Consider the following 22,264-nt stretch of genomic DNA (forward strand, 5'->3'; position numbering starts at 1 on the left):
CTGCCAACAATGAACGACGGAACGCTCAAGACCCTTTTTCATCCTTTCGATACGGGATTGCTGGAAGGGCCGGGTGCTGACGCCAGGGTTCTCTTTCTCAACGCAGATCCCGGCTTCGTCTTGCCGGCGGGATTCCCTGAAAACGTCACGCTCCAACAGGATTTTCGCCCGACATTCCGTGTGCTTGAGGGCGGAACCCATACGGTGGTTCCGCAGCCCGACGGCGAAGGGTATGATCTCACTCTGGTCCTGACGGGGCGCCATCGCGGCCAGAACGAACTATGGGTCGCCGAGGCGCTCAAGCGTACGCGCGAAGGCGGTCGCATCGTCGTTGCAGGCGGCAAGACCGATGGTGCCGCAAGCCTGCGCAAGCGCCTCGCCGACCTGATGCCGATCGACGATCACGCATCGAAGAACCATGGCGTTGTCTTCTGGATGACGCGCTCGGAATCGACCGATGCCGCCATTGAGGCGCTGGAGGCAGCCAACCCGCCCCTTCTGCTGGATGGCGGGTTTCTTACCGTGCCTGGTGTCTTTTCGCAGGAACACATCGATCCGGCCTCGAAACTGCTGGCCGAGAACCTACCGGAGAAGCTGGAAGGCGATGCAGCCGACTTCGGTGCCGGCTGGGGTTATCTGTCCGTCCAGTTGGCCGAGCGTGCGCCTGCCATCCGCACGATCGAGCTGTTCGAGGCAGGCTTTTCAGCCTGTGTCGCAGCCAAGGCCAATATGAACAACCTTGTGCGCAGCGTCGAAAGCCGGGTTCTCTGGTACGATCTGCTGGCCGAGCCCGTCGAGCGCAGATACGACGTCATCGTGATGAACCCGCCATTTCATCAGGGGCGGGCGGCGGAACCCTCGATTGGCGAGGGCATGATCAAGGCCGCCAGTGCTGCGCTGCGGCCGGGTGGCAGACTGTTTATGGTCGCCAATCGGCAGCTACCCTACGAAGCTGTGCTGGAAAGCGCCTTTGCCCGCCACGGTGAGACGGTGCGCGATACACGCTTCAAGGTGCTTTGGGCAGTGCGATGATCCCGCGCTACGCCGTTGCGACCCGTCGCGGAGGCTCAACATGGGTCTCGCGCACCTGCAATGGAGCCGGTTTGCCGAACAGATAGCCCTGGACGACTTCGCAGCCGGCAGCCTTGAGCAGAGTTGCCTGGTTTTCCGTCTCCACGCCCTCGGCGATCGTGCGCACGCCAAGCGCGCGCGACAGACCCACGATGGTTGAAACCACGGCGCCTGAATTGGCGTCCGTCTCGAGCCGGCGGACGAATGACTGGTCGATCTTCAGTTTCTTGAACGTGAAATCGATCAGATAGGAAAGATTGGAATACCCGGTGCCGAAATCGTCCACGGCTACCGAGATCCCCATTCTGGCGAGTTCCTCCAGAATGGTGGCGGCTCGCTCACGGTCCTGCATCATGGCCGTTTCCGTGACTTCCAGCTCTAATCGGTGCGGTTCGATACCGGTTGCCTTGATGACGCCCCGCACCTGCGAGAGGAAGTCTTTCGTCATGAACTGGACGGTCGAGATGTTGACGGCCACGGAACACTCAGGCGGCATCAGGTGGGCGTCCGCGCATGCTTTGCGCAATACCCATTCACCGATAAGCGCGATCATTCCCGTTTCCTCGGCAATCGGCACGAACTCCTGCGGTGGGATCATGCCCCGCTCGGGATGCCGCCAGCGCACAAGCGCCTCATAGCCGACGACCTTGCCGCTCAGAAGGTCGTATTGCGGCTGGTAGTGGACGACGAAATCCCCACGCTCGAATGCGGTATGGAGTTCCGATTCGATCCACTGCCTGTATTCGGCGACGAGACCCATCTGCTGGTGGAAAACCGACCAGTTGCCGATGCCGCCCGCCCGCGCATGTTGCAGCGCCAGGTTCGAACGGCGCAGCAGGATCACCGGGTCCAGCCCGTCCTTGGGCATGGCGACGATACCGACCGATAGATTCACCGATTGCAGGTGCGAGGGAAGCTGATAGGGCTCCATGAGATTGTCGATGAGATATTCGACCAGCGTGTCGACGGAGCCGGTATCCGGTGTGTCGGGGATCAGAACCGCGAACTCGCCGGCGCCTATACGGCCGATTTCGGTGCCTTCGGGCAGAAGGTCCTTCAGCCGCTGGGCGAATATCCGGATAAGCTGGTCGCCATGGCTGTAGCCGATCGATTCGTTGATCTGCTTGAACCGGTCGATGTCGATGTCGATCAGGAAAACCGGCTCGCCGGAGCGGATGGTCGCTGAAGCAGATTCGGCGATCTTGCCGATCATTGCCGTGCGGGCGTGCAGCCCGGTCAGCTTGTCGAGCTGCGTTTCCTTGTAGACATAGGCTGCGGATTCCTCGACGCCAGCGAAGAACGACATGACGGCCAGCGACGCGGCAAGCGCGCACAGCGTCGCGAGCATGGCGCTCAGCAGTTCAGCCGGTACACCGCCGATGTGCGGACCGAAGCCGAGCTTGATGCCCCACAGGCCGATTACGAAACTGCAGACGCCAGTAACCGCAATCGTCGCGAGGCGGAAGCCAAGGCTTCTTACCGGATTATGCATTTTGTCCATGCCAGAGTCCCCTGAACCCTGGCAGGATATATCTGTTATTCCTTAAGAACCGTTTCCGACGTTCATTAGAATTGGTTTTTCGTCGGTTGCGCTGTTTCAGCCTTCGTCGGTGCGCTTCAGTTCGTCCAGTGTCGGCATGGAAACGATGTGATATCCGGAATCCACATAATGGATTTCGCCAGTCACGCCGGAAGAAAGATCGGACAACAGGTAGAGAGCCGACCGGCCGACCTCCTCGTGCGACACGGTGCGGCGCAGCGGTGAATTGCGCTGCTGGTAGCCATACATCAGCCGCGCATCGGAGATGCCCGCCCCCGCAAGCGTACGGACCGGACCGGCCGACAGGCCGTTGACGCGGATGCCGCGCGGGCCGAAATCGTTGGCCAGGTAGCGGACGCTGGCCTCGAGCCCTGCCTTGGCAACGCCCATGACGTTGTAATTCGGCATGACGCGCACCGAACCCGCATAGGTCAGCGTGATCATCGATCCGCCATTCTCCATAAGCGCCGCAGCACCTCGCGCCACCTCAGTGAAGGAGAAACAGGAAATCACCATCGTGCGGACGAAGTTTTCACGCGTGGTGTCGGCATAGAGCCCTTTGAGCTCGTTGCGGTCGGAAAAGCCGATCGCGTGGACGACGAAGTCCAGCGAGCCCCATTCGCTCTTCAGCGTGTCGAACACCGAGGCCACGCTCTCGCTGTCCTCGACATCGCAGGAAAGCACCTGCTTTGCGCCAACCTGATCGGCAAGCGGCTTCACCCGGCGACCGAAAGCCTCGCCCTGATAGGTGAAGGCCAGCTCAGCGCCATGGTCCGCGAGCTGCTTGGCAATGCCCCAGGCGATCGAGTGATCGTTGGCGACCCCCATCACGAGGCCGCGCTTGCCTTTCATCAGTCCGTCCATGCGTGTAGTCCCGTCAGCCCTGATGGCGCTGGAAGACCAGCGTCGCGTTTGTGCCTCCGAAGCCGAAGGAGTTGGAGAGCACGGTATCGATCTTGGCGTTGTCTATGCGCTTGCGCACTACCGGCATGCCTTCGAATTCGGGGTCGAAATCCTCGATATGGGCGCTTTCGCCGATGAAGCCGCCCTGCATCATCAGGATGGAGTAGATCGATTCCTGCACACCGGCCGCACCCAGCGAATGGCCCGTCAAAGACTTGGTCGAGGTGATGTTCGGCAGCTTGTCGCCGAAGACCTCGCGGATCGCGCCCATCTCGCGGGAATCGCCCACGGGGGTCGAGGTGCCGTGCGTGTTGATGTAGTCGACGTCGCCGTTCACGGTCGAAAGTGCCTGGCGCATGCAGCGAACCGCACCCTCGCCGGAAGGTGCCACCATGTCGTAGCCGTCCGACGTTGCGCCGTAGCCAACGATTTCGGCATAGATCTTCGCGCCGCGCGCCTTGGCGTGCTCCAGTTCCTCGAGCACCAGAACGCCCGCGCCCCCGGCGATGACGAACCCGTCGCGGTTCAGGTCATAGGCGCGCGAAGCGACTTCCGGCCTGTCGTTGAACTTGGACGACATCGCGCCCATGGCGTCGAACAGGTTCGACATCGTCCAGTCGAGATCCTCGTGGCCACCCGCGAAGACCATGTCCTGCTTGCCCCACTGGATCAGCTCGTAGGCGTTGCCGATGCAGTGTGCCGAGGTCGAGCAGGCCGACGAGATCGAGTAGTTCACGCCGTGGATCTTGAACCAGGTCGCCAGCGTCGCCGATGCGGTGGACGACATCGCCTTCGGCACGGCAAAGGGGCCGATCCGCTTCGGGCTACCGTTCTTTTCCGTGATGGCAGCAGCCTCGACGATCATGCGTGTCGAAGGCCCGCCCGAGCCCATGACGATGCCGGTGCGCTCGTTGGTGATGTCGCCTTCTTCGAGGCCCGCATCGGCAATCGCCTGTTCCATCGCGACGTGGTTCCACGCTCCGCCCTTGGACAGGAAGCGCATGGCGCGGCGGTCGACCAGTTCGGTCGGGTCGAGCGTTGGTGCCCCCCAGACCTGGCACCTGAAGCCGTGCTCGGCGAAATCGTTGGAAAAGCTGATGCCGGATTTGGCGTCGCGAAGCGATGCCTGCACTTCGTCCGCATTGTTCCCGATCGAGGAAACGATGCCCAGGCCCGTTACGACTACACGTCTCATCTGACGCTCCCTGAATTCGATGTCGTTGGCCGACCGCTCATTCGGCTTCCTGCTTGGCAAGGCCGACGCGCAGATCGGTGGCCTTGTAGATGGGTTCGCCATCGGCCTTTAGCCAGCCGTCCGCAATGCCGAGCACCAGCCGGCCGCGCATCACGCGCTTGAAATCGACGCCGTACTCGACCTTCTTGACCGAAGGCGTGACCATGCCCTTGAACTTCACCTCGCCGGTCGAAAGGGCCATGCCCTTGCCCGGTTCGCCTAGCCAACCCAGGAAAAAGCCCGTCATCTGCCACATGGCATCGAGGCCGAGGCAGCCGGGCATCACTGGGTTCTGGATGAAGTGGCAGGGGAAGAACCAGAGGTCGCGGCGTATGTCGAGTTCGGCGCGGATATAGCCCTTGTCGAATTCGCCTCCGGTCTCGCTGATGTCGGTAATGCGGTCGAACATCAGCATCGGCGGGTAGGGAAGCTGGGCGTTGCCCGGCCCGAACAGCTCGCCGCGTGCGCAGGCAAGCAGATCTTCGTAATCGTAGCTCGATTTCTGTTCGACCATAGTCCTCCGTCCCTTCGCCGTCCGGGCTCTGTCACTGCCTGTTAGGGCCATCCCCTATCACAGACTGTTTCGGACAGGAAACCACCGACGCGCTCTATCTTGCGCATCATCGAGGGTCAATGTGCCGCTATTGATCGCATTTCTGCGACCGAATATATATTGACAACATTGCCGTATGGAGAAATGCCCGAATCGGGTCCGCGGCGTCGATCAGGGAAGCAAATCGGCTTGATGGAAACTGACTGCAATCAACCCGCCGAAGTCGAGACGCGCGTCCGCGATGCCGGATTGCGGCCGACGCGGCAGCGCATTGCTCTGGCCGAGTTGCTGTTTGCCAAGGGAGACAGGCACCTTTCGGCCGAGGAGCTGCACGAGGAAGCCCTCGTTGCGGGCGTGGCCGTGTCGCTGGCGACGGTCTACAATACGCTCCACCAGTTCACGGATGCCGGCCTCCTGCGCATTCTGGCCGTCGAAGGGTCAAAGACCTATTTCGACACCAACACGTCGGACCATCATCACTTCTTCATCGAGGGCGAAAACCGCGTGATGGACATCGAGACCGGCCCGGTTTCGGTCCACAACCTCCCGGAACCTCCGGAAGGCATGGAAATCGCCAATGTCGACATCGTCGTGCGCCTGAGGCCAAAGGCGCGGTAGTTGTTTTCGGGTGCGTCCTTAGAGGCTCGCCCGGCGGTTGCAATATCATACATTGCAAGGGATTGCGGGCTCGCACCTCAGGATGAGGTAGGTCGTGCCCAGCCGAAAATGCCATAGCCTTCCAGAACCGGCGCCCGATGGCCACGACCTTCCTCATCCTGAGGTGCGAGCCACGTGTCTCGGTGTAAGGCTAGAGAAAGGTCTTGGCGGGCGAGCCTCGAAGGACGCACCCACTTCACACACGAGCGGTGCCAAGCAGCGAAACCTTAGTCCTTGTAGGTCTCGCCTGGATAGGCGCCCCAGATCTGGGTCTGGCTGATCCAGCCGCGATGGCCGGAAAATTCCATCTCGCACCACTGCCCGTTACAGGTCTTGAGCGTGCCGATCACGCCGGGCTCCAGCTTGGCGACGATGCGCGACGTCGTGTCCGGATCGGTGCGCAGCAGCAGTTCGGTATCCTCGCCGCGCTGCCAGGGTGCTGCCACCGCCGTGCGCCGGCCCGACAGCAGCGACTGGTTGATCCAGCCTTCCGCGCCATCCGCATCGCGTACACGCCGCCAGTTGTCGTACTCCTGAATGATCTCCATCGGTACGCCCGATTTCAGATAGAGCCAGTCCACCGGATAGTTGATGCCGGGCCCGATGCGCAGGTTCACACGGTTTGATTTGAGGCTGACGAAGCGCGGCAGCGGTAATCCGCTGGGGCCGACCGCCGCAGTTTGTGCGGCCGCCTGTCCCAGGGGGACAGTCACGGAGACGGTAGCCAGCGAAACCAGTGCCAGCGTGCTGCACAGAAGCGCACGAAACACGATGCGTGAAGACATGACCTTACCCACGATACCCAAGTCTGCTCGGGTGCGGCGGCATTGCCACCGGCCCTTTTTCTTTGTCATCGGCAGGGCGGCTTGATACACAGGATCGAGAACCGCGACCGGGCCGACGCCATTCCCAAGTGTCGCCAATCTTGGTTAAAGAGGTCTCAACAAGACCCGGATTCGAGGAACTGATGGCCGGCAGGAAAAAGCCTCTCGTCGTGATCAGCCGCAAGCTGCCGGATGCGATCGAGACCCGCATGCGGGAGCTTTTCGACGCACGGCTGAATGTTGAGGACCGGCCGCTGACCCAGCCGGAGCTTGTCGCTGCGGTCAAGGAAGCCGACGTGCTCGTGCCGACCGTCACCGATCGAATCGATGCCTCGCTGATCGCTCAGGCCGGCGAGAACCTCAAGCTGATCGCCAATTTCGGCAACGGAGTGGACAATATCGATGTAGCCGCCGCCGCCGCCAAAGGCATCATGGTCACCAACACGCCCAATGTGCTGACCGAGGATACGGCGGACATGACCATGGCGCTGATGCTGGCCGTGCCGCGCCGTCTCACTGAAGGTGCGGCGATGCTGAGCGATGATGGCAAATGGGCCGGCTGGTCGCCGACCTGGATGCTCGGCCGGCGCATCTGGGGCAAGCGGCTCGGCATCGTCGGCATGGGCCGCATAGGCACGGCCGTTGCCCGCCGGGCCAAGGCTTTCGGCCTTTCGATCCACTACCACAATCGCCACCGCGTCGCTCCCGCCACCGAGGATGCGCTGGAGGCAACCTATTGGGACAGCCTGGACCAGATGCTTGCCCGCATGGACATCATCTCGGTCAACTGCCCCTCGACGCCGGGAACCTTCCATCTGCTTTCGGCGCGGCGGCTGGCGCTGCTGCAGCCGACCGCTTACGTGGTCAACACGGCACGGGGCGACATCATCGATGAAGATGCGCTGGTAACGATGCTGGAGACCGGCAAGCTCGCCGGTGCCGGTCTCGACGTGTTCGAGCATGAGCCGGCAGTGAACCCCAAGCTCGTCCGCCTTGCCGCCAAGGGGAAGGTGGTGATTCTCCCGCATATGGGATCGGCCACCATCGAGGGCCGCATCGACATGGGCGAGAAGGTGATTATCAACATCCGCACCTTCTTCGACGGCCACCGCCCCCCGGACCGTGTGCTGCCGTCACGGGTGTAGGCTTTGGGTGCGTCCTTCGAGGCTCGCTCCGCTCGCACCTCAGGATGAGGGAGGTGGGTTGATTGAGCCCACAAGGTTGTGGGCTCTATGCAGGTCAACACAACAACGTCCGAGCCTGCGAGGCTACAGGGGCCGGGCACTACAGTCCTCATCCTGAGGTGCGAGCGGAGCGAGCCTCGAAGGACGCACCAAAGGACCGCTGCCGCTAATCGTTTACCTCAACCATGCCGTCCCCGCCGACGCTCACGCTCTTACCCGCGAAAGCCGCAAACGCAGTCCTGTCCAGCCTGACAGCCATAGGCACGTGCAGGCCCATCTCCTTGGCCACGACAAGCCCAAGCAGCAGGATCGCGTCCGGCTCGTGAAGAACGAGCGCGGCCGGGGCCTTGCTGGCGCTGACGAGCTCCAGAAGGACCGCGGATGCCGACGAAGAGCCGATCGTGCCCGGCAGGAAAAGCACCGTTCCGGCAATGGATCGGCCGTGCTGGGGATGGCGCACATCTGCGATCCTGCCGGATTTGGGGTCGACGCCGCCCCAGAAGCTGATCGGCGCCGAAAGCACAAGCCCCTCGCCAGTGCCACTGGCGCCTTCGACAAGCACCTCGCCCTTCACGACAGGGACCCCGTCCACTGCGGCCTCCCCGAAACGGCGCTTTCGACGCATTCGGCGAGCGATGCGTAAAGCACCGAATAGCCTGTGTTGCCGGGCGCGTAGTGCGCGAACTTGCCCGAATTGGTCATCAGCACGCCGCCGGCAAGCTCTGGCATGATCGGGGTGACGACGACGCATGTGTCGGCGACGAGCACCACGCCGGCCGTTTCCAGCGCGGTACGCCGATCCGGATCGAGTGACGACAGCACGTGACGCCCGGTGCAGGCGTAGATCGGCACGGCGAGCCTGCGACCATTCACCAGGTGCTCCAGCCGTGCCAGCTCCTCGCTGGAAAGGTGCGGGCTGCCGATTGCGACGGCATCGATCCTGTCCGGTCTTTCGGCTGTCGAAAGACGCGCCCGAGCATCGGCGACCATTTTGCCGTCGACGCGGATCATCTTTTCCGGCTCGGCATGGCCGAGCGCAGTCTCCACATCTGGGGCCTCAGGCGTCACCCCGGCGACGTGGAACAGGCCGACAGCGCCTGTGGAGGCTGCCGCCGCGCCAAACGCCTTGAGCGCGTCCTCGCCGGGATCGGCGCGCAGGCCGGTGACGACCCCGATGGCGTCGCCGAGTTCGCGTCCGTGGAGACTGCCGAGGATCGGCCATGCGACGTCGGTCTCCAGGAAGTCCGGCGGCAGATCGGAAACATCGAAGATCACGGTCGCTTTTCGGTTCTCCGGCCGGTGCAGGCCGTAGTCGGGCGCGCGGCCGGCGATCGCGCAGGCAATGTCGAGGAAGTCGCCATAGCGGTTCGTGCGCGCACCGAGCACGGAGTTGCAGAAGACGACCGCGTTGGATTCGCCCCATGCCACATCCGTGCCGCGTGCCGGCCTGTGGCCCGCCTGATAGGGCGCGCAGGTCCATGTCGGCTCGCATCCCAGCGTGCGGTACGCCGACATCATCCGGGCTGCCATTGCCCGTGCCGGTTCCTCAAGCCGGACGCGCGCGCAGCCGGTCAGATCGAGCGCGCCGACATTGAGCGTTGCCCGCACCGCAACCCTGGCGCCACCCTCGACCAGCTTTTCGGCAAAAAGCGTGCCGGAATCGCCGTGATAAAGCGCGCCGTCTATGTGTGCCGATGCGATCGGGATCAGCCGCGGCGCGCCCATCAGGCGCGCGGCGTCCGCCACGATCCGCATCGCCATGGCGGCGCCGTCCGTGCCAGCTGCGATCGCCCGTTCCTCGGCGGCCAGCATCAGCGTCATCGGAGCGCCTTGCGCAAGGTTATGCTCGTCGGCCGGTTGAAGCCCGCATGCGCCGTGCGGCCGGTCTCCACGAAGCCCATGCGAGCGAATGCCGCCTGGTTGCCGGTCAGTTCGATCCGGGTTTGAAGTTCGATTACGGGCTTGCCGGCCGCGACCGCCATCGCCTCGGCTTCCTGCATCAGAAGTCTGCCGATGCCCCGACCCTGCAGGGCCGGATCAACCGCAAGCTTGCCGAGATAGAAATGGTCGGCGCGTTCAGCAAGGAACACGCATCCCGCGAGCCGGTCGTCCTCCTGCGCCGCGATGGCGATCTCTGCCTCGCACTTCTCGCGCAGGTTCTCCACAGTCAGGCGATGGGCCGATGAAGGCGGGTCGATAACGCCATTCATATAGGCAAAAGAGCGCATGATGAGATCGAGCAACGCGTCCATCCTGCCGAAATCGGCATAAACGCGCAGAAGGGTGACAGGAGGTATAGTAAGCAATGACTAACCTTTTGCGCTGTAGCGAACCGTGTCGAAATTCGCCCCCAGCCCGTCATACATCAACAGCCGGCCGACCAGCGGTTCGCCGATGCCTGTAATGAGCTTGATGGCCTCCATAGACTGCAGCGTGCCAATGACGCCGACCAGCGCACCCAGCACACCCGCCTCGGCGCAGGAAGGCACGAGGTCGCGCGGCGGCGGCTCAGGGAACAGGTCACGATAGGATGGATTGCGCCGTCCGTCCGCTCCGGTCTCGTAGGGCTTCAGAACCGTGACCGACCCGTCGAAGCGCCCGACCGCTCCGGTCACCAGCGGCCGCTCCGATTCGGCGCAGGCGTCCGCGATCGCATAGCGCGTGTCGAAATTGTCGGTCCCGTCGATGACGATGTCATAGGCGGAAACCAGTTCCGCGACATTCTCCGCCGTCAGGCGCAGCCGGTGCTGCTCGACGGTCACGTGCGGGTTGATACGGGTGATGGTCGCCGCTGCGCTTTCGGTTTTAGGTAAGTCAACGCTTGCGGTATCGTGGATCACCTGCCTTTGCAGGTTCGACAATGACACGAGATCATCGTCGACGATGCCGAGCGTACCCACACCTGCGGCCGCCAGATAGTGCAGAACCGGCGCGCCCAGCCCACCCGCGCCAACGACCAGCACCCGCGCGCGCTTGAGCTTCTGCTGGCCCGGGCCGCCGACTTCCGGCAGCACGATATGGCGCGCGTAGCGCTCCAGTTCCTCGGGCGAAAGCGGTGGTGTCGCGGGCGTGTCCATGGCACTCAACATAAGCGCTGCCGGCGCGAATGTCAGCGGCTCAACCGGCGGTGACCATGCCCGCCGAAACCGACAGAAACTGCGCGCGGCCCTCCAGCGCGGAGAACAGTGCCGCGTCTGTGCCGGTCATGAAGGCCTGGCAGTTGAGCTCGTCGAGGATCGAGAACAGCGCAGCCCGCCGGCCGGCGTCGAGATGCGCGGCGATCTCGTCGAGCAGCAATATCGGCGCCGACCCGGAGAGTTCAGCCACCAGCCGTGCGTGCGACAGTACGAGGCCGGTAAGCAACGCCTTCTGTTCCCCGGTCGAACATTGCCCGGCGGGCATGTCCTTCGGCCGGTGCCGCACCAGAAGGTCCGAGCGGTGCGGGCCTTCGAGCGTGCGCCCTGCCGCGCGGTCCCGGAACCTGTTCTGCGACAGCGAACGCCGGAAACCTTCCTCTACCTCGATCGCCGGCTGCTGCGTCAGCGCTTCCTCAAGCGTGCCAGCCAGCGCGATGTCGGCCTGCGGAAAGGGGCTGTCGCCGGGCAGCCGCTCGACCATGGCGGCGAGCAGCCGCACGATCTCCACCCGCGCGGCGGCGATCGCCGTACCCGTCTCCGCCATCTGGGTTTCGATGGCATCGAACCACTGGTCGTCGCGCGCCTGCTCGGAAAGCAGCCGGTTGCGGCCGCGCATCGCCTTTTCATAGTCGAGCGCGCGTCGCCCGTGGGCGGGGTCGATGGCCAGCACCAGCCGGTCGATGAAGCGGCGCCGGTCGCCCGCCGCGCCCGTGAACAGCGCGTCCATCGCAGGCACCAGCCAGATCACGCGCAGCCACTCCAGCATCTCGTCTGCCGAGCGCGCGGTCGCACCGTTGATGCGCACCTTGCGGCCGACACTATCGCCGTTCGCATTCCGCTCACCGAGCGTTCCCGTGCCGATCTCGACCTCGCCGAACGCACCCGCGACCCGCGCATGGATCGCAAAGCCGCTCCCCGCGCCGCTGCGCGGCACGTCGTCGAGCGTCGCCCGTCGCAGGCCGCGTCCGGGCGTCAGAAACGAGATCGCTTCGAGCAGATTGGTCTTGCCGGCGCCGTTCTCGCCCGTCAGCACAACCGCGCCGGCGTTGAAATCCAGCGCCAGGCTTTCGTAGTTGCGGAAATCGGTCAGCAGCAGGCGTTCGATACGGGTCTGCGCCGCGCCTCGCGGCGGTTCGGCTGTTCCGGTTCCGGTCACGATCGTCCGCTGCGCGCCTAGACGCGCATCGGCATCAGCACGTAGAGCGCGTGGTCGTCGGTCATGTCGTGGATCAGCGTCGGCGCGCCGGCATCGGCCAGCATGAAGCGCGCCTCGCTGCCCGAAAGCTGCGCGGCGACGTCCAGCAGGTATTTGGCGTTGAAGCCGATTTCGATCGGGTCGGCATCGTAGTCGGCCGCCACTTCCTCGGTCGCGCTGCCCGAATCGGGATTGTTTACCGTCAACGTCACCTGACCGGAAGCAATCGAGAGTTTCACCGCGCGCCCGCGCTCGGACGAGATCGTCGACACGCGGTCAACCGCCTGGGCGAAGCTCTGCCGGTCGATGATGAGCTTCTTGTCGTTGCCGGTCGGGATGACGCGCTGGTAGTCGGGGAACGTACCGTCGATCAGCTTCGAGGTCAGCACCACGCTGCCGATGGTGAAGCGGATCTTGGTGTCGGACAACTCCGTCGTCACCGCCACGTCGGGATCGTCGACCAGCTTCTGCAGTTCGCTGACGGTCTTGCGCGGGATGATGATGCCCGGCATGCCTTCCGAGCCTGCCGGCGCTTCCACTTCGGCGCGCGCCAGACGGTGCCCGTCGGTGGCCACCGAGCGCAGCATCAGCTTGCCGCCCTCTTCGTGGGCGTGAAGGTAGATGCCGTTGAGGTAGTACCGCGTCTCCTCGGTGGAGATGGCGAACTGGGTCTTTTCGATCAGGCCGCGCAAGGCCTGAGAATCCAGGCGGAAGATGTGGCTGAAAGATCCAGCCGAGAGCTCGGGGAAGTCGGCCTGCGGCAGGCATTGCAGGCGGAACGACGAGCGGCCTGAGATCACCGACATCGAGTTGCCGCTCTCGTCCACCTTCAGCATCACCTCGGAGCCGTCAGGCAGCTTGCGCACGATGTCGTAGAGCAGGTGCGCGGGCACGGTGGTCGCGCCGGTCTGCTCGACAACGGCCGCGGTTGCTTCCGTCACCTCCAGGTCGAGATCCGTCGCCTTCATTTCCAGGCTTGCGCCGGAAGCCGACAGCAGCACGTTGGACAGGATCGGGATCGTATTACGCCGCTCCACGACGCGATGGACGTGGTTCAGCGACTTCAGGAGGTTGGAGCGTTCGAGTGTAACACGCATGACACGCAAGTCTCGCAGCAAAGCATTTCGGAGGCCGCGCCGCATTTCCCTCGATCGGGCCTGCCGGACGCGCAAATGGACAACGAACCTGACAGGAAAATGCCTGCGAAGGCAAGCCCGCAGGGAGGTTGCGGACCCGCCAAGGTGAGGTTTCTCAAGAGAAAAATGCAGGCCGGCCGACAGATGGCTGCCGGCCTGCTGACCGCGCCGTCAGGCCTGTTCGTTGATGAGCCTTTTCAGCAGTTCGATTTCCTGCGCCATCGTGTTGTCGGCGCCCGAAAGGCCCTCGATCTTGCGTACCGCATGAAGAACCGTCGTATGATCCCGGCCACCGAAGCGACGGCCGATCTCGGGTAAGGAGCGGGGCGTCATCACCTTTGCCAGATACATCGCCACCTGCCGAGGCTTGACGATGGTGCGGGTCCGGCGGTTCGAGAGCAGTTCCGTCTTCGAGACGTTGTAGTGGCGCGCGACGATGCGCTGGATGTCCTCGATCCGCACCCGCTTGGGCTCGCCGGCGCGGTAGACGTTGCCGAGCACCTCGTCGACCCAGGCGACCGACATTTCCGGCTCGAACGACTGGCGGAACAGGATCTGGTTGAACGCACCTTCGAGCTCACGCCCGCTTCCGGTCACCGCCTGTGCGATATGCGCGAGGATTTCCTCGGGAATGTCGAGCGAGGGCACTTCAGCCACGGCTGCTGCATGGCGCTGCTTCAGGATCGACAGCCGCATCCCGTAGTCGGGGGTGGCCATTTCCAGCGCGACGCCGCCATTGAGGCGCGAGCGAACGCGGGGCTCCAGCGATTCCAGCTCGGAGGGCGGGCGGTCGGCGGCCACCACCACCTGCTTGGCGCTGTCCAGCAGCATGTTGATGAGGTGGCAGAACTCGTGCTGGATCGACTTGCCCTGCAGAAACTGCATGTCGTCGATGATCAGTAGGTCGATGTCGCGGAGCTGCTCCTTCAGGTGCAGCGCGTAGTTATCGCGGATCGCCGTGGCGAAGCGCCACATGAAATACTCCGCCGTCAGGTAGACCACCCGCGCATTGGGCTTGAGCCTAATCGCTTCGGCCGCGATCGCTTGCAACAGGTGCGTTTTGCCGAGGCCGACCGAGGCATGGATGAAGAGCGGGTTGAAACGCAGGGCGTTGGACGACGCCTCGGCGACCGAGCGGGCTGCTGCGAAGGCGACGCGGTTGGATGGTCCCTCGACGAATGAGGCAAACGTGTACCGGCTATCGAGCGGTGAGCCGAGCACGGACTGCTTGCCGGCAAGGTCGGCGCCGTTCATGCGCGGCTGCGCCGGCTTCTCCATGCGTGGGTGTGTTGGCACGGGTGCCTGCAGTCCGACGGAAATCGGGCGGTCCGCTTTCTTGGCCGGCGCGCGCTCCTCCTCGATCTGGGGTGCGGCGCTGCGCGTGGCAGAGCGGACGACGACCTCCAGCTTGAGCATGGCGGGGTCGCCCTGCTTCCAAAGCTCGGCGATCAGGTCGAGATAGTGATTGTTGATCCACTGGCGCAGGAACGCCGTCGGCACGGAGACCCGTATCAGGCCGCGGGACGTCTCCGCGATCTTCATCCGACCGAACCAGCTCGAATAGACGTCGTTGCCAAGCCTGGCCTTGAGTTGCGCTTTCACGCGCTCGAAATTGGCCTCGGGCCCGCTCGCCGGCGTCATCCCCGTCCTCTCCTCGATCTGTTGTGCTGGAACAAACGTGGCCGGTTCGGCCCGCTCTGCAATGCCGCTTTGCATCTTTGCCTGACTTCCCTGTGTATTCGTTGTGGCGCTCCGTCGTCCGACTTGAAATCCGCATCCGGTGCGCGGGCGCCTTTTTTGTCTTTGCCGTACCTCGTTACTCTCTACCGGCGTCGCATTCCTTTCATTCTCCAGACCGGCCATCCGCACTGGCCGGCTTCACTCACACACAAGACACAAGAACCCCCTCCCGAACTTGCGTCCGGGAACAAAATTGCGTCACAAATAAACAGTCCCCTTGCGTCGAACAGGCACAATCAAACCGCCCGCGAACTTGCGCCCGCGCTACGCTGTTGCCGCTGTCTGGCTGGGATCAGCAGGGTTTGGGCCTGCCCCATTCGATGTCTGGACTTTACCGAAAAGGCGGCGCGCAGGGCAAGAGACAGGTAAGGAATTTTTCACGATTCGGAGCGCAGATTCAGCTTGACGCACTGCGGGCGAAAGCCCCCGGTGAGAGAAGTCGTTACGATTCAAAACCTTTTGCCAGCGGTACTAAAAAGCCACCGTTTTTCACAAAAATGTCTTGACAGCCGGGTATCCGCTTTGGACTCGCCGGATATGCGGCTGCGGAATCGCAACCGCGAATAAGCGGCTGATTTTGAACGATATTTTATAAGCTTAAAAAGCTCGGGCGCGGCGGCAGCTTGTGCCGGTTCAACTCATGGATGAACAAGGCCAGGTTGCGCCGGCAAAATACGGCCGGCTGCGCGGCGCCCGCCGGAGCACATATACAGGCGCTTGCGCCACGCAAAACAAAACCCGGCGAACGGGTCACCGGGTTCATGTTTCGACTAAAGGCTTAAGGCCTTATCAGGCAGTCAGCGTCTTGAGCCGCTGGGCAAGGCGCGAAACCTTGCGGGATGCCGTATTGCGATGAAGCACGCCCTTGGAGGCGGCGCGCATCAGTTCCGGCTGCGCGGCGGTGAATGCCGCCTGGGCCGCTGCCTTGTCGCCGCTGGCCAGAGCTTCCTCGACCTTGCGGATGAAGGTACGAACGCGCGAACGGCGGTTCTTGTTGATCGCGGTGCGGCGGGCGATCTTGCGCGTTGCCTTTTTGGCCGAAGACGTATTGGCCATGATGCCTCTCTCTCACTATGTCACGTGAAGCGCCAGAACGGATCGATTCCGCTTGAACCTATCGTCTGGCGCAAAAACAAAGGGGCAGCCATAGGCCGCCTCAGTTGCGGCGGCTTATAGATGAGCTTTTCCGGCGCGTCAACGCTTCAATGCGTTGCTGCCGTTCTCAGCGATTGCGGAATGTCGCCGGCCGTTTTTCGGAGAAGGCCGCCATGCCTTCTTTCTGGTCGTCCAGCGCAAACATCGCATGGAAAACCCGGCGCTCGAAGCGCAGCCCCTCGGTGAGCGTCGTCTCGTAGGCGCGGTTGACGGCCTCCTTGTTCATCATCACCGCAGGCAGCGACAGGCCGGCGATCTTTTCGGCAGCCTTGACCGCTTCCTCGACCACGTCGGCGGCCGGCACCACGCGCGATACGAGGCCCGAGCGCTCCGCCTCGGCTGCATCCATCATGCGGCCCGTCAGGCACATGTCCATCGCCTTGGACTTGCCGACGAAGCGGGTGAGCCGCTGCGATCCGCCCATGCCCGGCATCACGCCGAGCGTGATCTCTGGCTGGCCGAATTTCGCGTTGTCGCCGGCAATGATGAAATCGCACATCATGGCGAGCTCGCATCCGCCGCCGAGCGCATAGCCCGAAACCGCAGCGATGATCGGCTTGCGGATGCGGGTCATTGCGTCCCACCCGGCGAAGAAGTCCGCCATATACATGTCGATGTAGGACTTCTCCTGCATCTCCTTGATATCGGCGCCGGCCGCGAATGCTTTCTCCGAGCCGGTCAGAACGATCGCACCGATTGCCTCGTCGGCCTCGAAGGCCTGGAGTGCCGCGACCACTTCCTCCATCACCACGCTGTTGAGGGCGTTCAGCGCCTTGGGGCGATTGAGCGTGACGAGGCCCACCTTGCCGCGCGTCTCCACGAGGATCGTCTCATAGGCCATCGTTTCATTCCTCCAATTGGCGTTTCGGTGCGTGCCCAGATAGCTAACGTTGGCAGGACGGGCAATAGAAGGTCGAGCGACCGCTCTGCACGATGCGCTGCACCGTGCCGCCGCAGCCGGGCTTGCGGCAGGCTTCCCCCTCGCGGTCGTAGACGTTGAACGAATGCTGGAAATAGCCGAGCGATCCGTCGGCCTGCACATGGTCGCGCAGCGAGGATCCTCCGGCCGCGATGGCGTCGGCGATTACCTCGCGGATGGCTTCGGCAAGTCTCTCGCAGCGGGCGTTGGTACGGCCCGGCGCAGGAGCGATGGACCCGGCCTCGCGGCGCGGCGACAAACCCGCCCGCCATAATGCCTCGCATACATAGATGTTGCCGAGGCCCGCAATCAGCCGCTGGTCGAGCAGTGCCGCCTTCAGCGGTGCGCGACGCCCGTGCAGGAGGTCACCCAGCATCGCGCCGTCGAGCGCGTTGCCCGTCGGCTCGATCCCCAGCCCGGCCAGTGACGGGTGTTCGTGAAGGGTCGCGCCCGGCGAAAACAGCATGAAGCCGAAGCGGCGTGGATCGTTGAAGACGACCCGGCTGGTCGCCCCCGCATCGTTTTCCAGATGGAAGACGACATGGTCGTGCGCTTCGTTCTTGGAGCGCTCGTGGTGAAACGCGCCTGGCACGGCGTCATCGCTGCCCGCCAGGATGCGGAACGATCCGGACATTCCCAGATGGCAGATCAGCACCGGGTCGCGGTCGAGGTGCATTGTCAGATATTTCGCGCGCCGCCCCAGTGAGATCACCGAGCGCCCCGTCAGGCTCGCCACGAAGTCGGCGGGAAACGGAAAGCGCAGGTCGGGCCGCCGCTGTTCGACCGTGACGATGCGCGCGCCCTCGAATACCGGCTGCAGCCCGCGCCGAACCGTCTCGACCTCGGGAAGCTCAGGCATTGCCGGAAAGCTTGGCCCGGAAAGACGTGCCGTATTTGCCCGGCGCGATGCCGAGATGCTCGGCGACTGTCTCGCCGATGTCCGCGAAGCTGGTGCGCACGCCCATCGGTCCGCCGTCGAGCCCAGGGCCGGTTCCCAGCACCGGCACCCGTTCGCGCGTATGGTCGGTTCCGCGCCATGTCGGGTCGCAGCCATGGTCCGCCGTGAGCATCAGCATGTCGCCGTCGCCCAGCAGCGCGAGCGCTTCCGGCAGGCGTGCGTCGAACGCTTCCAGGGCTGCCGCATAGCCCGGCACGTCGCGCCGGTGGCCGAAATTGGTGTCGAAGTCGACGAAATTGGCGAATACCAAGTCACCGTCGCCTGCCTCGCGCATTGCCGCGAGCGCTGCGTCGAACATCGCCATGTTGTTGGGGGCCTTGCGCAGGTCCGAGATGCCGCGATGCGCGAAGATGTCGCCGATCTTGCCGACGGCGAGCACCTTGCGGCCGGCGTCCGTCAGCCGGTCGAGCAGCGTCGGTTCCGGCGGCGGTGTGGCGAAATCCTTGCGGTTCGGCGTACGCTCGAAATCGCTGGCAGTTTCGCCGATGAACGGGCGCGCGATCACCCTGCCAATATTCAGTGCGTCGGCCAGCCTGCGTCCCGTGCGGCACAGCTCGTAGAGCCTCTCCAGGCCGAAATGCTCCTCATGCGCGGCGATCTGGATGACCGAGTCGCTGGAGGTGTAGCAGATGGGCTTGCCGGTGCGGATATGCTCCTCGCCGAATTCCTCGATCACGCCCGTGCCGGACGCATGACAGTTGGCGAGGATACCCGGAATGTCACCTTCGCGGATCAGCGCCTCGGTAAAATCGGCAGGAAAGGCAGGTCGCGTGTCTGGAAAATAGCCCCAGTCGAACCGGACCGGCAGCCCGGCAATCTCCCAATGGCCCGAGGGCGTGTCCTTGCCGCTCGAAGTCTCTGTCGCCGCCGCATGGAAGCCGGAGGTGGCCTCTGCCGGCATCGGCCGGCCCGTGGCGAGCGCGGCAGCGTGACCCAGTCCCAGCGCCCGCATGTTGGGAACTTGAAGCGGACCCCTCCGCAGGCCCGCGGCATCGCCTTCGCCGCGCGCGCATGCCGCTTCGATATGCCCGAACGTGTCCGATCCCTCGTCACCGAAAGACGCCGCATCAGGCGCGCCGCCGATGCCGAAGGAATCGAGCACGAAAAGGAATGCGCGGGCCATATGCTGGGTGCTTTCTGCCGGTTCGGTGACTTTCAAGACATAGGTTCATGCGCCGATCTTGGCAATTATGAAACCAAAACAGCCGAAAATCCGCGCTGGCAACGGCTTGGAGCAGGAAACGTGGTTCGACACCGGGCGATTTCGGGAGCGGGGGCTGCCGTCCTTTTCGCATGCTGGATTTCAGGTGCGGCTACGGCGGCTGACGGAGGACCCGCAACGCCCTTCCGGATAGGCCTTGTGGCTTCCGGCGGCGAGGGCGCGGCCGTCGAGGGCCTTTCGGCGATCAAGACGGCGTTCTCGAACGCGCTGTCGATGCCGGTCGAGGTGCTGGTTGCCCGTGACTATCCCGCGCTCATCGAAAGCCATCTCGATGGCCGGATCGACTATGCCATCTATACCGCGCCCGCCTATGCTGCGGCATCGATCCGCTGCGCCTGCCTGCGCCCGGTTGCGGCGCCTGTCGGCATTGATGGCTCGTTTGGGTTCCGTTCGGTGCTGATCGCTCGTGCATCCGAAGGCAACGAGGCCCCGAAATCCATTGCTGTGGGGCCGGATGACAGTCTGGCGACGCGGCTTGCGCCTCTGGCGTCCTGGCCCGGCGCCGCGGATGCGCTCGGGGCCGGCAGGTTTGTCCCGACCGAGACCGCCGGCGAGGCCGAGGCCATGTTCCTCAGCGGCGCGGTCGATGCGTATTTCGGCTGGGTGCCGGCCGCGCCTGAACCTGGAGGCGGATCGCTGTCCGGCGGCTCCATCGACCGTCTTGCCTCAGCCGGCGTGGACGCCTCTGCTTTCGAGGTAAGCTGGCACTCGGCCCTGCTGCGATACGGGCCGCACGCGGTCCGCAATACGCTGCCGCAGGAGCAGGTCGAGGCGTTGCAGCGCCTTTTGGCTGGCGTCGCCGCCGATCCCGATCTCAACTACTATCTGGAACGTCGTCATGGCGGCGGTTTTGCCGCCGCCGCTCAGGAGGACTACCAGCCCGTTATCGAGGCGGTTGGCGCAGTCGGCAAGGGGATGTCGGCCAGCTCCGCCTCGCCCGCGGAATAATCGTTGCGGGTCAGCAGTCGCTGCAATCAATCTCCGCCGTCATGCGGGGGCGCAGGAAGTAGCTTTCATCCATGGCGATCCTGTCGAACGAGGCCGCAAGTCCTATCGCGGCCTTGTTTTCCGCCGTCCAGGTCAGGACGGGCCGGTATTCCAGGCTGGCGCTGACCTCGATCAGAAACGTGTCCCTGATTTTCAATGTCGTCGGAACCTGGGTTTCGGTCCCCTTTACCGGCCCCTGCATGAATACGCCGTTCCGCATCCTGCGCGACCATTGCACAATCGCCTTGGGGTTGGCCTTGTCGGTGAGCTTGATCGCGGTGACGGTGATGTCCGGCTGGCTGCGGTTATAGGGCAGCAGGATCGCACCACCGATCTGCATGATCGCCTCCAGTTCGGAGCGGCTGATGCTTTGCTGCTGCGTCACGAGGTCGGCGACCATTGAGCCGATCCTGCTGACCTTCTTGTTGGCCTCGATGCCTTGTGCAACTTCCATCGTCACGAAGTAGAGCGACAGAAGCACGGGCGCGACCATGGCGAATTCCAGCGCAGCAACGCCGCGCCGGTCGCCAACAAGGCGCAGCAGCCTTGTCTTGGTACTATCCAATCCGTTGAGAATAGCGCGTTTCATGTTCATCCCTTGCTCTCCCCCCCTAGAGCAGCCTTTTGTGCCCGGCCCAGGCGTCGACTATTCCTCGAACGGCTCGTTCTGCCAGGTAACCGTTGCGTAGTGCAGCGTCTTTCCATCCTTCAGGTTCGACATCGACTTGCGCAGGAAATCGGTCATCACCGGCCAGCGGTAGAAGACCCGCAACTGGTTCTTCGAAAGCGCCTTGCCTGGGTCGATCTTGAAGCCCTTGGTGTCGATATCGTTGTCCTTGGTGAAGGCGATGCGCTGCTGTGCAGCCTGTGCGAATGTGTTGAAGCTGCGCAGGTCGATCTCGAGGCCGGGACAACCATCCGACACCACGATCTCCAGCCGGTCGCAGATTTTATTGCGCACCAGGTTCTTGTCGGCCTCGACATCGGCAATCTGTATCTGGCCGGTGCGGAACTGGCGGGCCACGTCGTCAGTGATGCTGGACATGAGCTGCTGGGCTGCAAACGAGATGCAGCTTTCCAGGATCGCGAACACGAGCATGGCGAACGGAATAGCCAGCGCCGTGAATTCGATCGCGACGCTGCCTTTCGCATCTTTTACGAAATGACGCAGAAAGCCTGGTCGCCGCGGCTTGCCGCTCGTCTCGACTGGTTTTTTCTCGCTTGCATCATGCATGGTGGCACCCTGCCGGTGGTATCTCATGGCAGGACCATACAGTAGGCGGGTTGAGGGGCCGTTTTGGCGAACTCTCAAATTGAGCGGCCAAAGTCAGTCCTTCGTTAACGCTTATTCGGAGTAGCGACGCATCTCCGCTTCCGAGGTCGTCTCGGCCTCGTTCTTGAACGAGGATTCGCAATACGGGCTGCAGGACAGGGTCTGCACGTCGGAGCGACGATAGATGCGCACGGAATTGGCCAGATGCCGCGATACGACGATCTGCTCGTCGACGATCGGAGCGCCGTCATTGTCCAAAACCACAAGATTGGTCACGCCGAAGCCTTTGCCGGTAAGCACGATTGTCGATGCGTCCTGAACGGAAGCGTCGGCGATCGCCGGATTGCCGATGACGATCGTGTCGGCAGGGCGCGCGAGCTTGACGATCTTGGCCTGGTTCATCTGAACCTGGATCGGTTCGCCTGCAAGGGTTTGGGCCGGCAATGCCATCGCGCTCGCCAGGGCCATGCCCGTTACGAAATTGATCCAGCGCCGCGCCATGCGAGTTCTCCAGGTCTTGGACAGTTGAAGGAAAAATGAAGGATATTGGTGAACCGACCGTTAAGGCGCGGCATC

General features: G+C 63.4%; 23 protein-coding genes. 4 read left to right on the forward strand and 19 right to left on the reverse strand.

Annotation, left to right across the window (positions count from 1 at the left end):
• The first annotated feature begins 9 nt into the window (after positions 1 to 9).
• Positions 10 to 1,032 carry a class I SAM-dependent methyltransferase gene (locus tag V1479_RS03785; protein ID WP_368801731.1) on the forward strand — a complete coding sequence of 341 codons (1,023 nt, stop codon included), beginning with the start codon at positions 10 to 12 and terminating at the stop codon, positions 1,030 to 1,032.
• Between the two features lie 7 nt (positions 1,033 to 1,039).
• On the opposite strand, the gene V1479_RS03790 is transcribed toward V1479_RS03785, so the two are convergent.
• The 4 genes from V1479_RS03790 to fabA all read right to left on the reverse strand — a co-directional run bounded on the left by V1479_RS03790 (position 1,040) and on the right by fabA (position 5,262).
• Positions 1,040 to 2,572 carry a putative bifunctional diguanylate cyclase/phosphodiesterase gene (locus V1479_RS03790; RefSeq protein ID WP_368801732.1) on the reverse strand — a complete coding sequence of 511 codons (1,533 nt, stop codon included), beginning with the start codon at positions 2,570 to 2,572 and terminating at the stop codon, positions 1,040 to 1,042.
• A gap of 96 nt (positions 2,573 to 2,668) precedes the next feature.
• Positions 2,669 to 3,475, reverse strand: coding sequence for an enoyl-ACP reductase FabI (fabI, locus tag V1479_RS03795; protein WP_368801733.1), 807 nt, complete (start codon positions 3,473 to 3,475; stop codon positions 2,669 to 2,671).
• A gap of 13 nt (positions 3,476 to 3,488) precedes the next feature.
• Positions 3,489 to 4,709, reverse strand: a complete 1,221-nt coding sequence (gene fabB / locus V1479_RS03800) for a beta-ketoacyl-ACP synthase I (RefSeq protein WP_368801734.1) — start codon at positions 4,707 to 4,709, stop codon at positions 3,489 to 3,491.
• A 37-nt stretch (positions 4,710 to 4,746) separates the two neighbouring features.
• Positions 4,747 to 5,262 carry a 3-hydroxyacyl-[acyl-carrier-protein] dehydratase FabA gene (gene fabA / locus V1479_RS03805; protein ID WP_173188009.1) on the reverse strand — a complete coding sequence of 172 codons (516 nt, stop codon included), beginning with the start codon at positions 5,260 to 5,262 and terminating at the stop codon, positions 4,747 to 4,749.
• 231 nt (positions 5,263 to 5,493) lie between these two features.
• Here fabA and irrA point away from each other — a divergent pair, with 231 nt between their 5' ends.
• On the forward strand, positions 5,494 to 5,919 hold the full coding sequence (irrA, locus tag V1479_RS03810; RefSeq protein ID WP_173188007.1) for an iron response transcriptional regulator IrrA: 426 nt from the start codon (positions 5,494 to 5,496) through the stop codon (positions 5,917 to 5,919).
• 266 nt (positions 5,920 to 6,185) lie between these two features.
• Here the strand turns inward: irrA and V1479_RS03815 are convergent, their stop codons facing one another.
• Positions 6,186 to 6,743, reverse strand: coding sequence for an SH3 domain-containing protein (locus V1479_RS03815; RefSeq protein ID WP_173188005.1), 558 nt, complete (start codon positions 6,741 to 6,743; stop codon positions 6,186 to 6,188).
• Between the two features lie 182 nt (positions 6,744 to 6,925).
• Between V1479_RS03815 and V1479_RS03820 the strand changes: the two genes are divergently transcribed.
• Positions 6,926 to 7,927: a 2-hydroxyacid dehydrogenase gene (locus tag V1479_RS03820; RefSeq protein WP_368801735.1), complete on the forward strand. Its 1,002-nt coding sequence runs from the start codon at positions 6,926 to 6,928 to the stop codon at positions 7,925 to 7,927.
• 205 nt (positions 7,928 to 8,132) lie between these two features.
• On the opposite strand, the gene V1479_RS03825 is transcribed toward V1479_RS03820, so the two are convergent.
• The 11 genes from V1479_RS03825 to V1479_RS03875 form a co-directional block, all read right to left on the reverse strand.
• Entirely contained in the window at positions 8,133 to 8,558 is a 426-nt protein-coding gene (locus V1479_RS03825; RefSeq protein WP_438620479.1) for an aconitase X swivel domain-containing protein, read from the reverse strand.
• Positions 8,537 to 9,787: an aconitase X gene (locus V1479_RS03830; protein ID WP_368801736.1), complete on the reverse strand. Its 1,251-nt coding sequence runs from the start codon at positions 9,785 to 9,787 to the stop codon at positions 8,537 to 8,539. The genes V1479_RS03825 and V1479_RS03830 overlap by 22 nt, the downstream gene beginning before the upstream one ends.
• Positions 9,784 to 10,272, reverse strand: a complete 489-nt coding sequence (locus V1479_RS03835) for a GNAT family N-acetyltransferase (protein WP_368801737.1) — start codon at positions 10,270 to 10,272, stop codon at positions 9,784 to 9,786. The genes V1479_RS03830 and V1479_RS03835 overlap by 4 nt, the downstream gene beginning before the upstream one ends.
• A 3-nt stretch (positions 10,273 to 10,275) precedes the next feature.
• The gene (locus V1479_RS03840; RefSeq protein WP_368801738.1) at positions 10,276 to 11,043 is read right to left on the reverse strand and encodes a molybdopterin-synthase adenylyltransferase MoeB; all 768 of its coding nucleotides are present in this window, start codon (positions 11,041 to 11,043) and stop codon (positions 10,276 to 10,278) included.
• A gap of 40 nt (positions 11,044 to 11,083) precedes the next feature.
• On the reverse strand, positions 11,084 to 12,262 hold the full coding sequence (gene recF, locus V1479_RS03845; RefSeq protein ID WP_376769149.1) for a DNA replication/repair protein RecF: 1,179 nt from the start codon (positions 12,260 to 12,262) through the stop codon (positions 11,084 to 11,086).
• A gap of 14 nt (positions 12,263 to 12,276) precedes the next feature.
• A complete protein-coding gene (gene dnaN / locus V1479_RS03850) occupies positions 12,277 to 13,395 on the reverse strand; it encodes a DNA polymerase III subunit beta (RefSeq protein ID WP_173187995.1) in 1,119 nt (372 codons plus the stop codon).
• Between the two features lie 210 nt (positions 13,396 to 13,605).
• Positions 13,606 to 15,150, reverse strand: coding sequence for a chromosomal replication initiator protein DnaA (dnaA, locus tag V1479_RS03855; protein ID WP_438620480.1), 1,545 nt, complete (start codon positions 15,148 to 15,150; stop codon positions 13,606 to 13,608).
• An 813-nt stretch (positions 15,151 to 15,963) separates the two neighbouring features.
• Entirely contained in the window at positions 15,964 to 16,230 is a 267-nt protein-coding gene (gene rpsT, locus V1479_RS03860; protein WP_173187993.1) for a 30S ribosomal protein S20, read from the reverse strand.
• A 166-nt stretch (positions 16,231 to 16,396) separates the two neighbouring features.
• On the reverse strand, positions 16,397 to 17,170 hold the full coding sequence (locus tag V1479_RS03865; protein ID WP_368801740.1) for an enoyl-CoA hydratase: 774 nt from the start codon (positions 17,168 to 17,170) through the stop codon (positions 16,397 to 16,399).
• 43 nt (positions 17,171 to 17,213) lie between these two features.
• Positions 17,214 to 18,107 (reverse strand): bifunctional DNA-formamidopyrimidine glycosylase/DNA-(apurinic or apyrimidinic site) lyase, encoded by an 894-nt coding sequence (gene mutM, locus V1479_RS03870; RefSeq protein ID WP_368801741.1) that lies wholly within the window; start codon positions 18,105 to 18,107, stop codon positions 17,214 to 17,216.
• The gene (locus V1479_RS03875) at positions 18,100 to 19,329 is read right to left on the reverse strand and encodes a phosphopentomutase (protein WP_368801985.1); all 1,230 of its coding nucleotides are present in this window, start codon (positions 19,327 to 19,329) and stop codon (positions 18,100 to 18,102) included. The genes mutM and V1479_RS03875 overlap by 8 nt, the downstream gene beginning before the upstream one ends.
• A gap of 237 nt (positions 19,330 to 19,566) precedes the next feature.
• On the opposite strand from V1479_RS03875, the gene V1479_RS03880 reads away from it, so the two are divergent.
• Positions 19,567 to 20,376, forward strand: coding sequence for a phosphate/phosphite/phosphonate ABC transporter substrate-binding protein (locus tag V1479_RS03880; protein WP_368801742.1), 810 nt, complete (start codon positions 19,567 to 19,569; stop codon positions 20,374 to 20,376).
• Positions 20,377 to 20,386: 10 nt separating this feature from the next.
• Here V1479_RS03880 and V1479_RS03885 read toward each other — a convergent pair whose 3' ends face one another.
• From V1479_RS03885 to V1479_RS03895, 3 genes are all read right to left on the reverse strand, one after another.
• Entirely contained in the window at positions 20,387 to 21,010 is a 624-nt protein-coding gene (locus tag V1479_RS03885) for a TadE/TadG family type IV pilus assembly protein (protein ID WP_368801743.1), read from the reverse strand.
• Positions 21,011 to 21,061: 51 nt separating this feature from the next.
• The gene (locus V1479_RS03890; RefSeq protein ID WP_368801744.1) at positions 21,062 to 21,649 is read right to left on the reverse strand and encodes a TadE/TadG family type IV pilus assembly protein; all 588 of its coding nucleotides are present in this window, start codon (positions 21,647 to 21,649) and stop codon (positions 21,062 to 21,064) included.
• A 111-nt stretch (positions 21,650 to 21,760) separates the two neighbouring features.
• Positions 21,761 to 22,189, reverse strand: a complete 429-nt coding sequence (locus V1479_RS03895) for a pilus assembly protein N-terminal domain-containing protein (protein WP_368801745.1) — start codon at positions 22,187 to 22,189, stop codon at positions 21,761 to 21,763.
• Positions 22,190 to 22,264 lie beyond the last annotated feature (75 nt).

The sequence above is a fragment of the Neoaquamicrobium sediminum genome, assembly GCF_040970315.1.
GTDB classification, from domain to species: Bacteria; Pseudomonadota; Alphaproteobacteria; order Rhizobiales; family Rhizobiaceae; genus Aerobium; species Aerobium sediminum.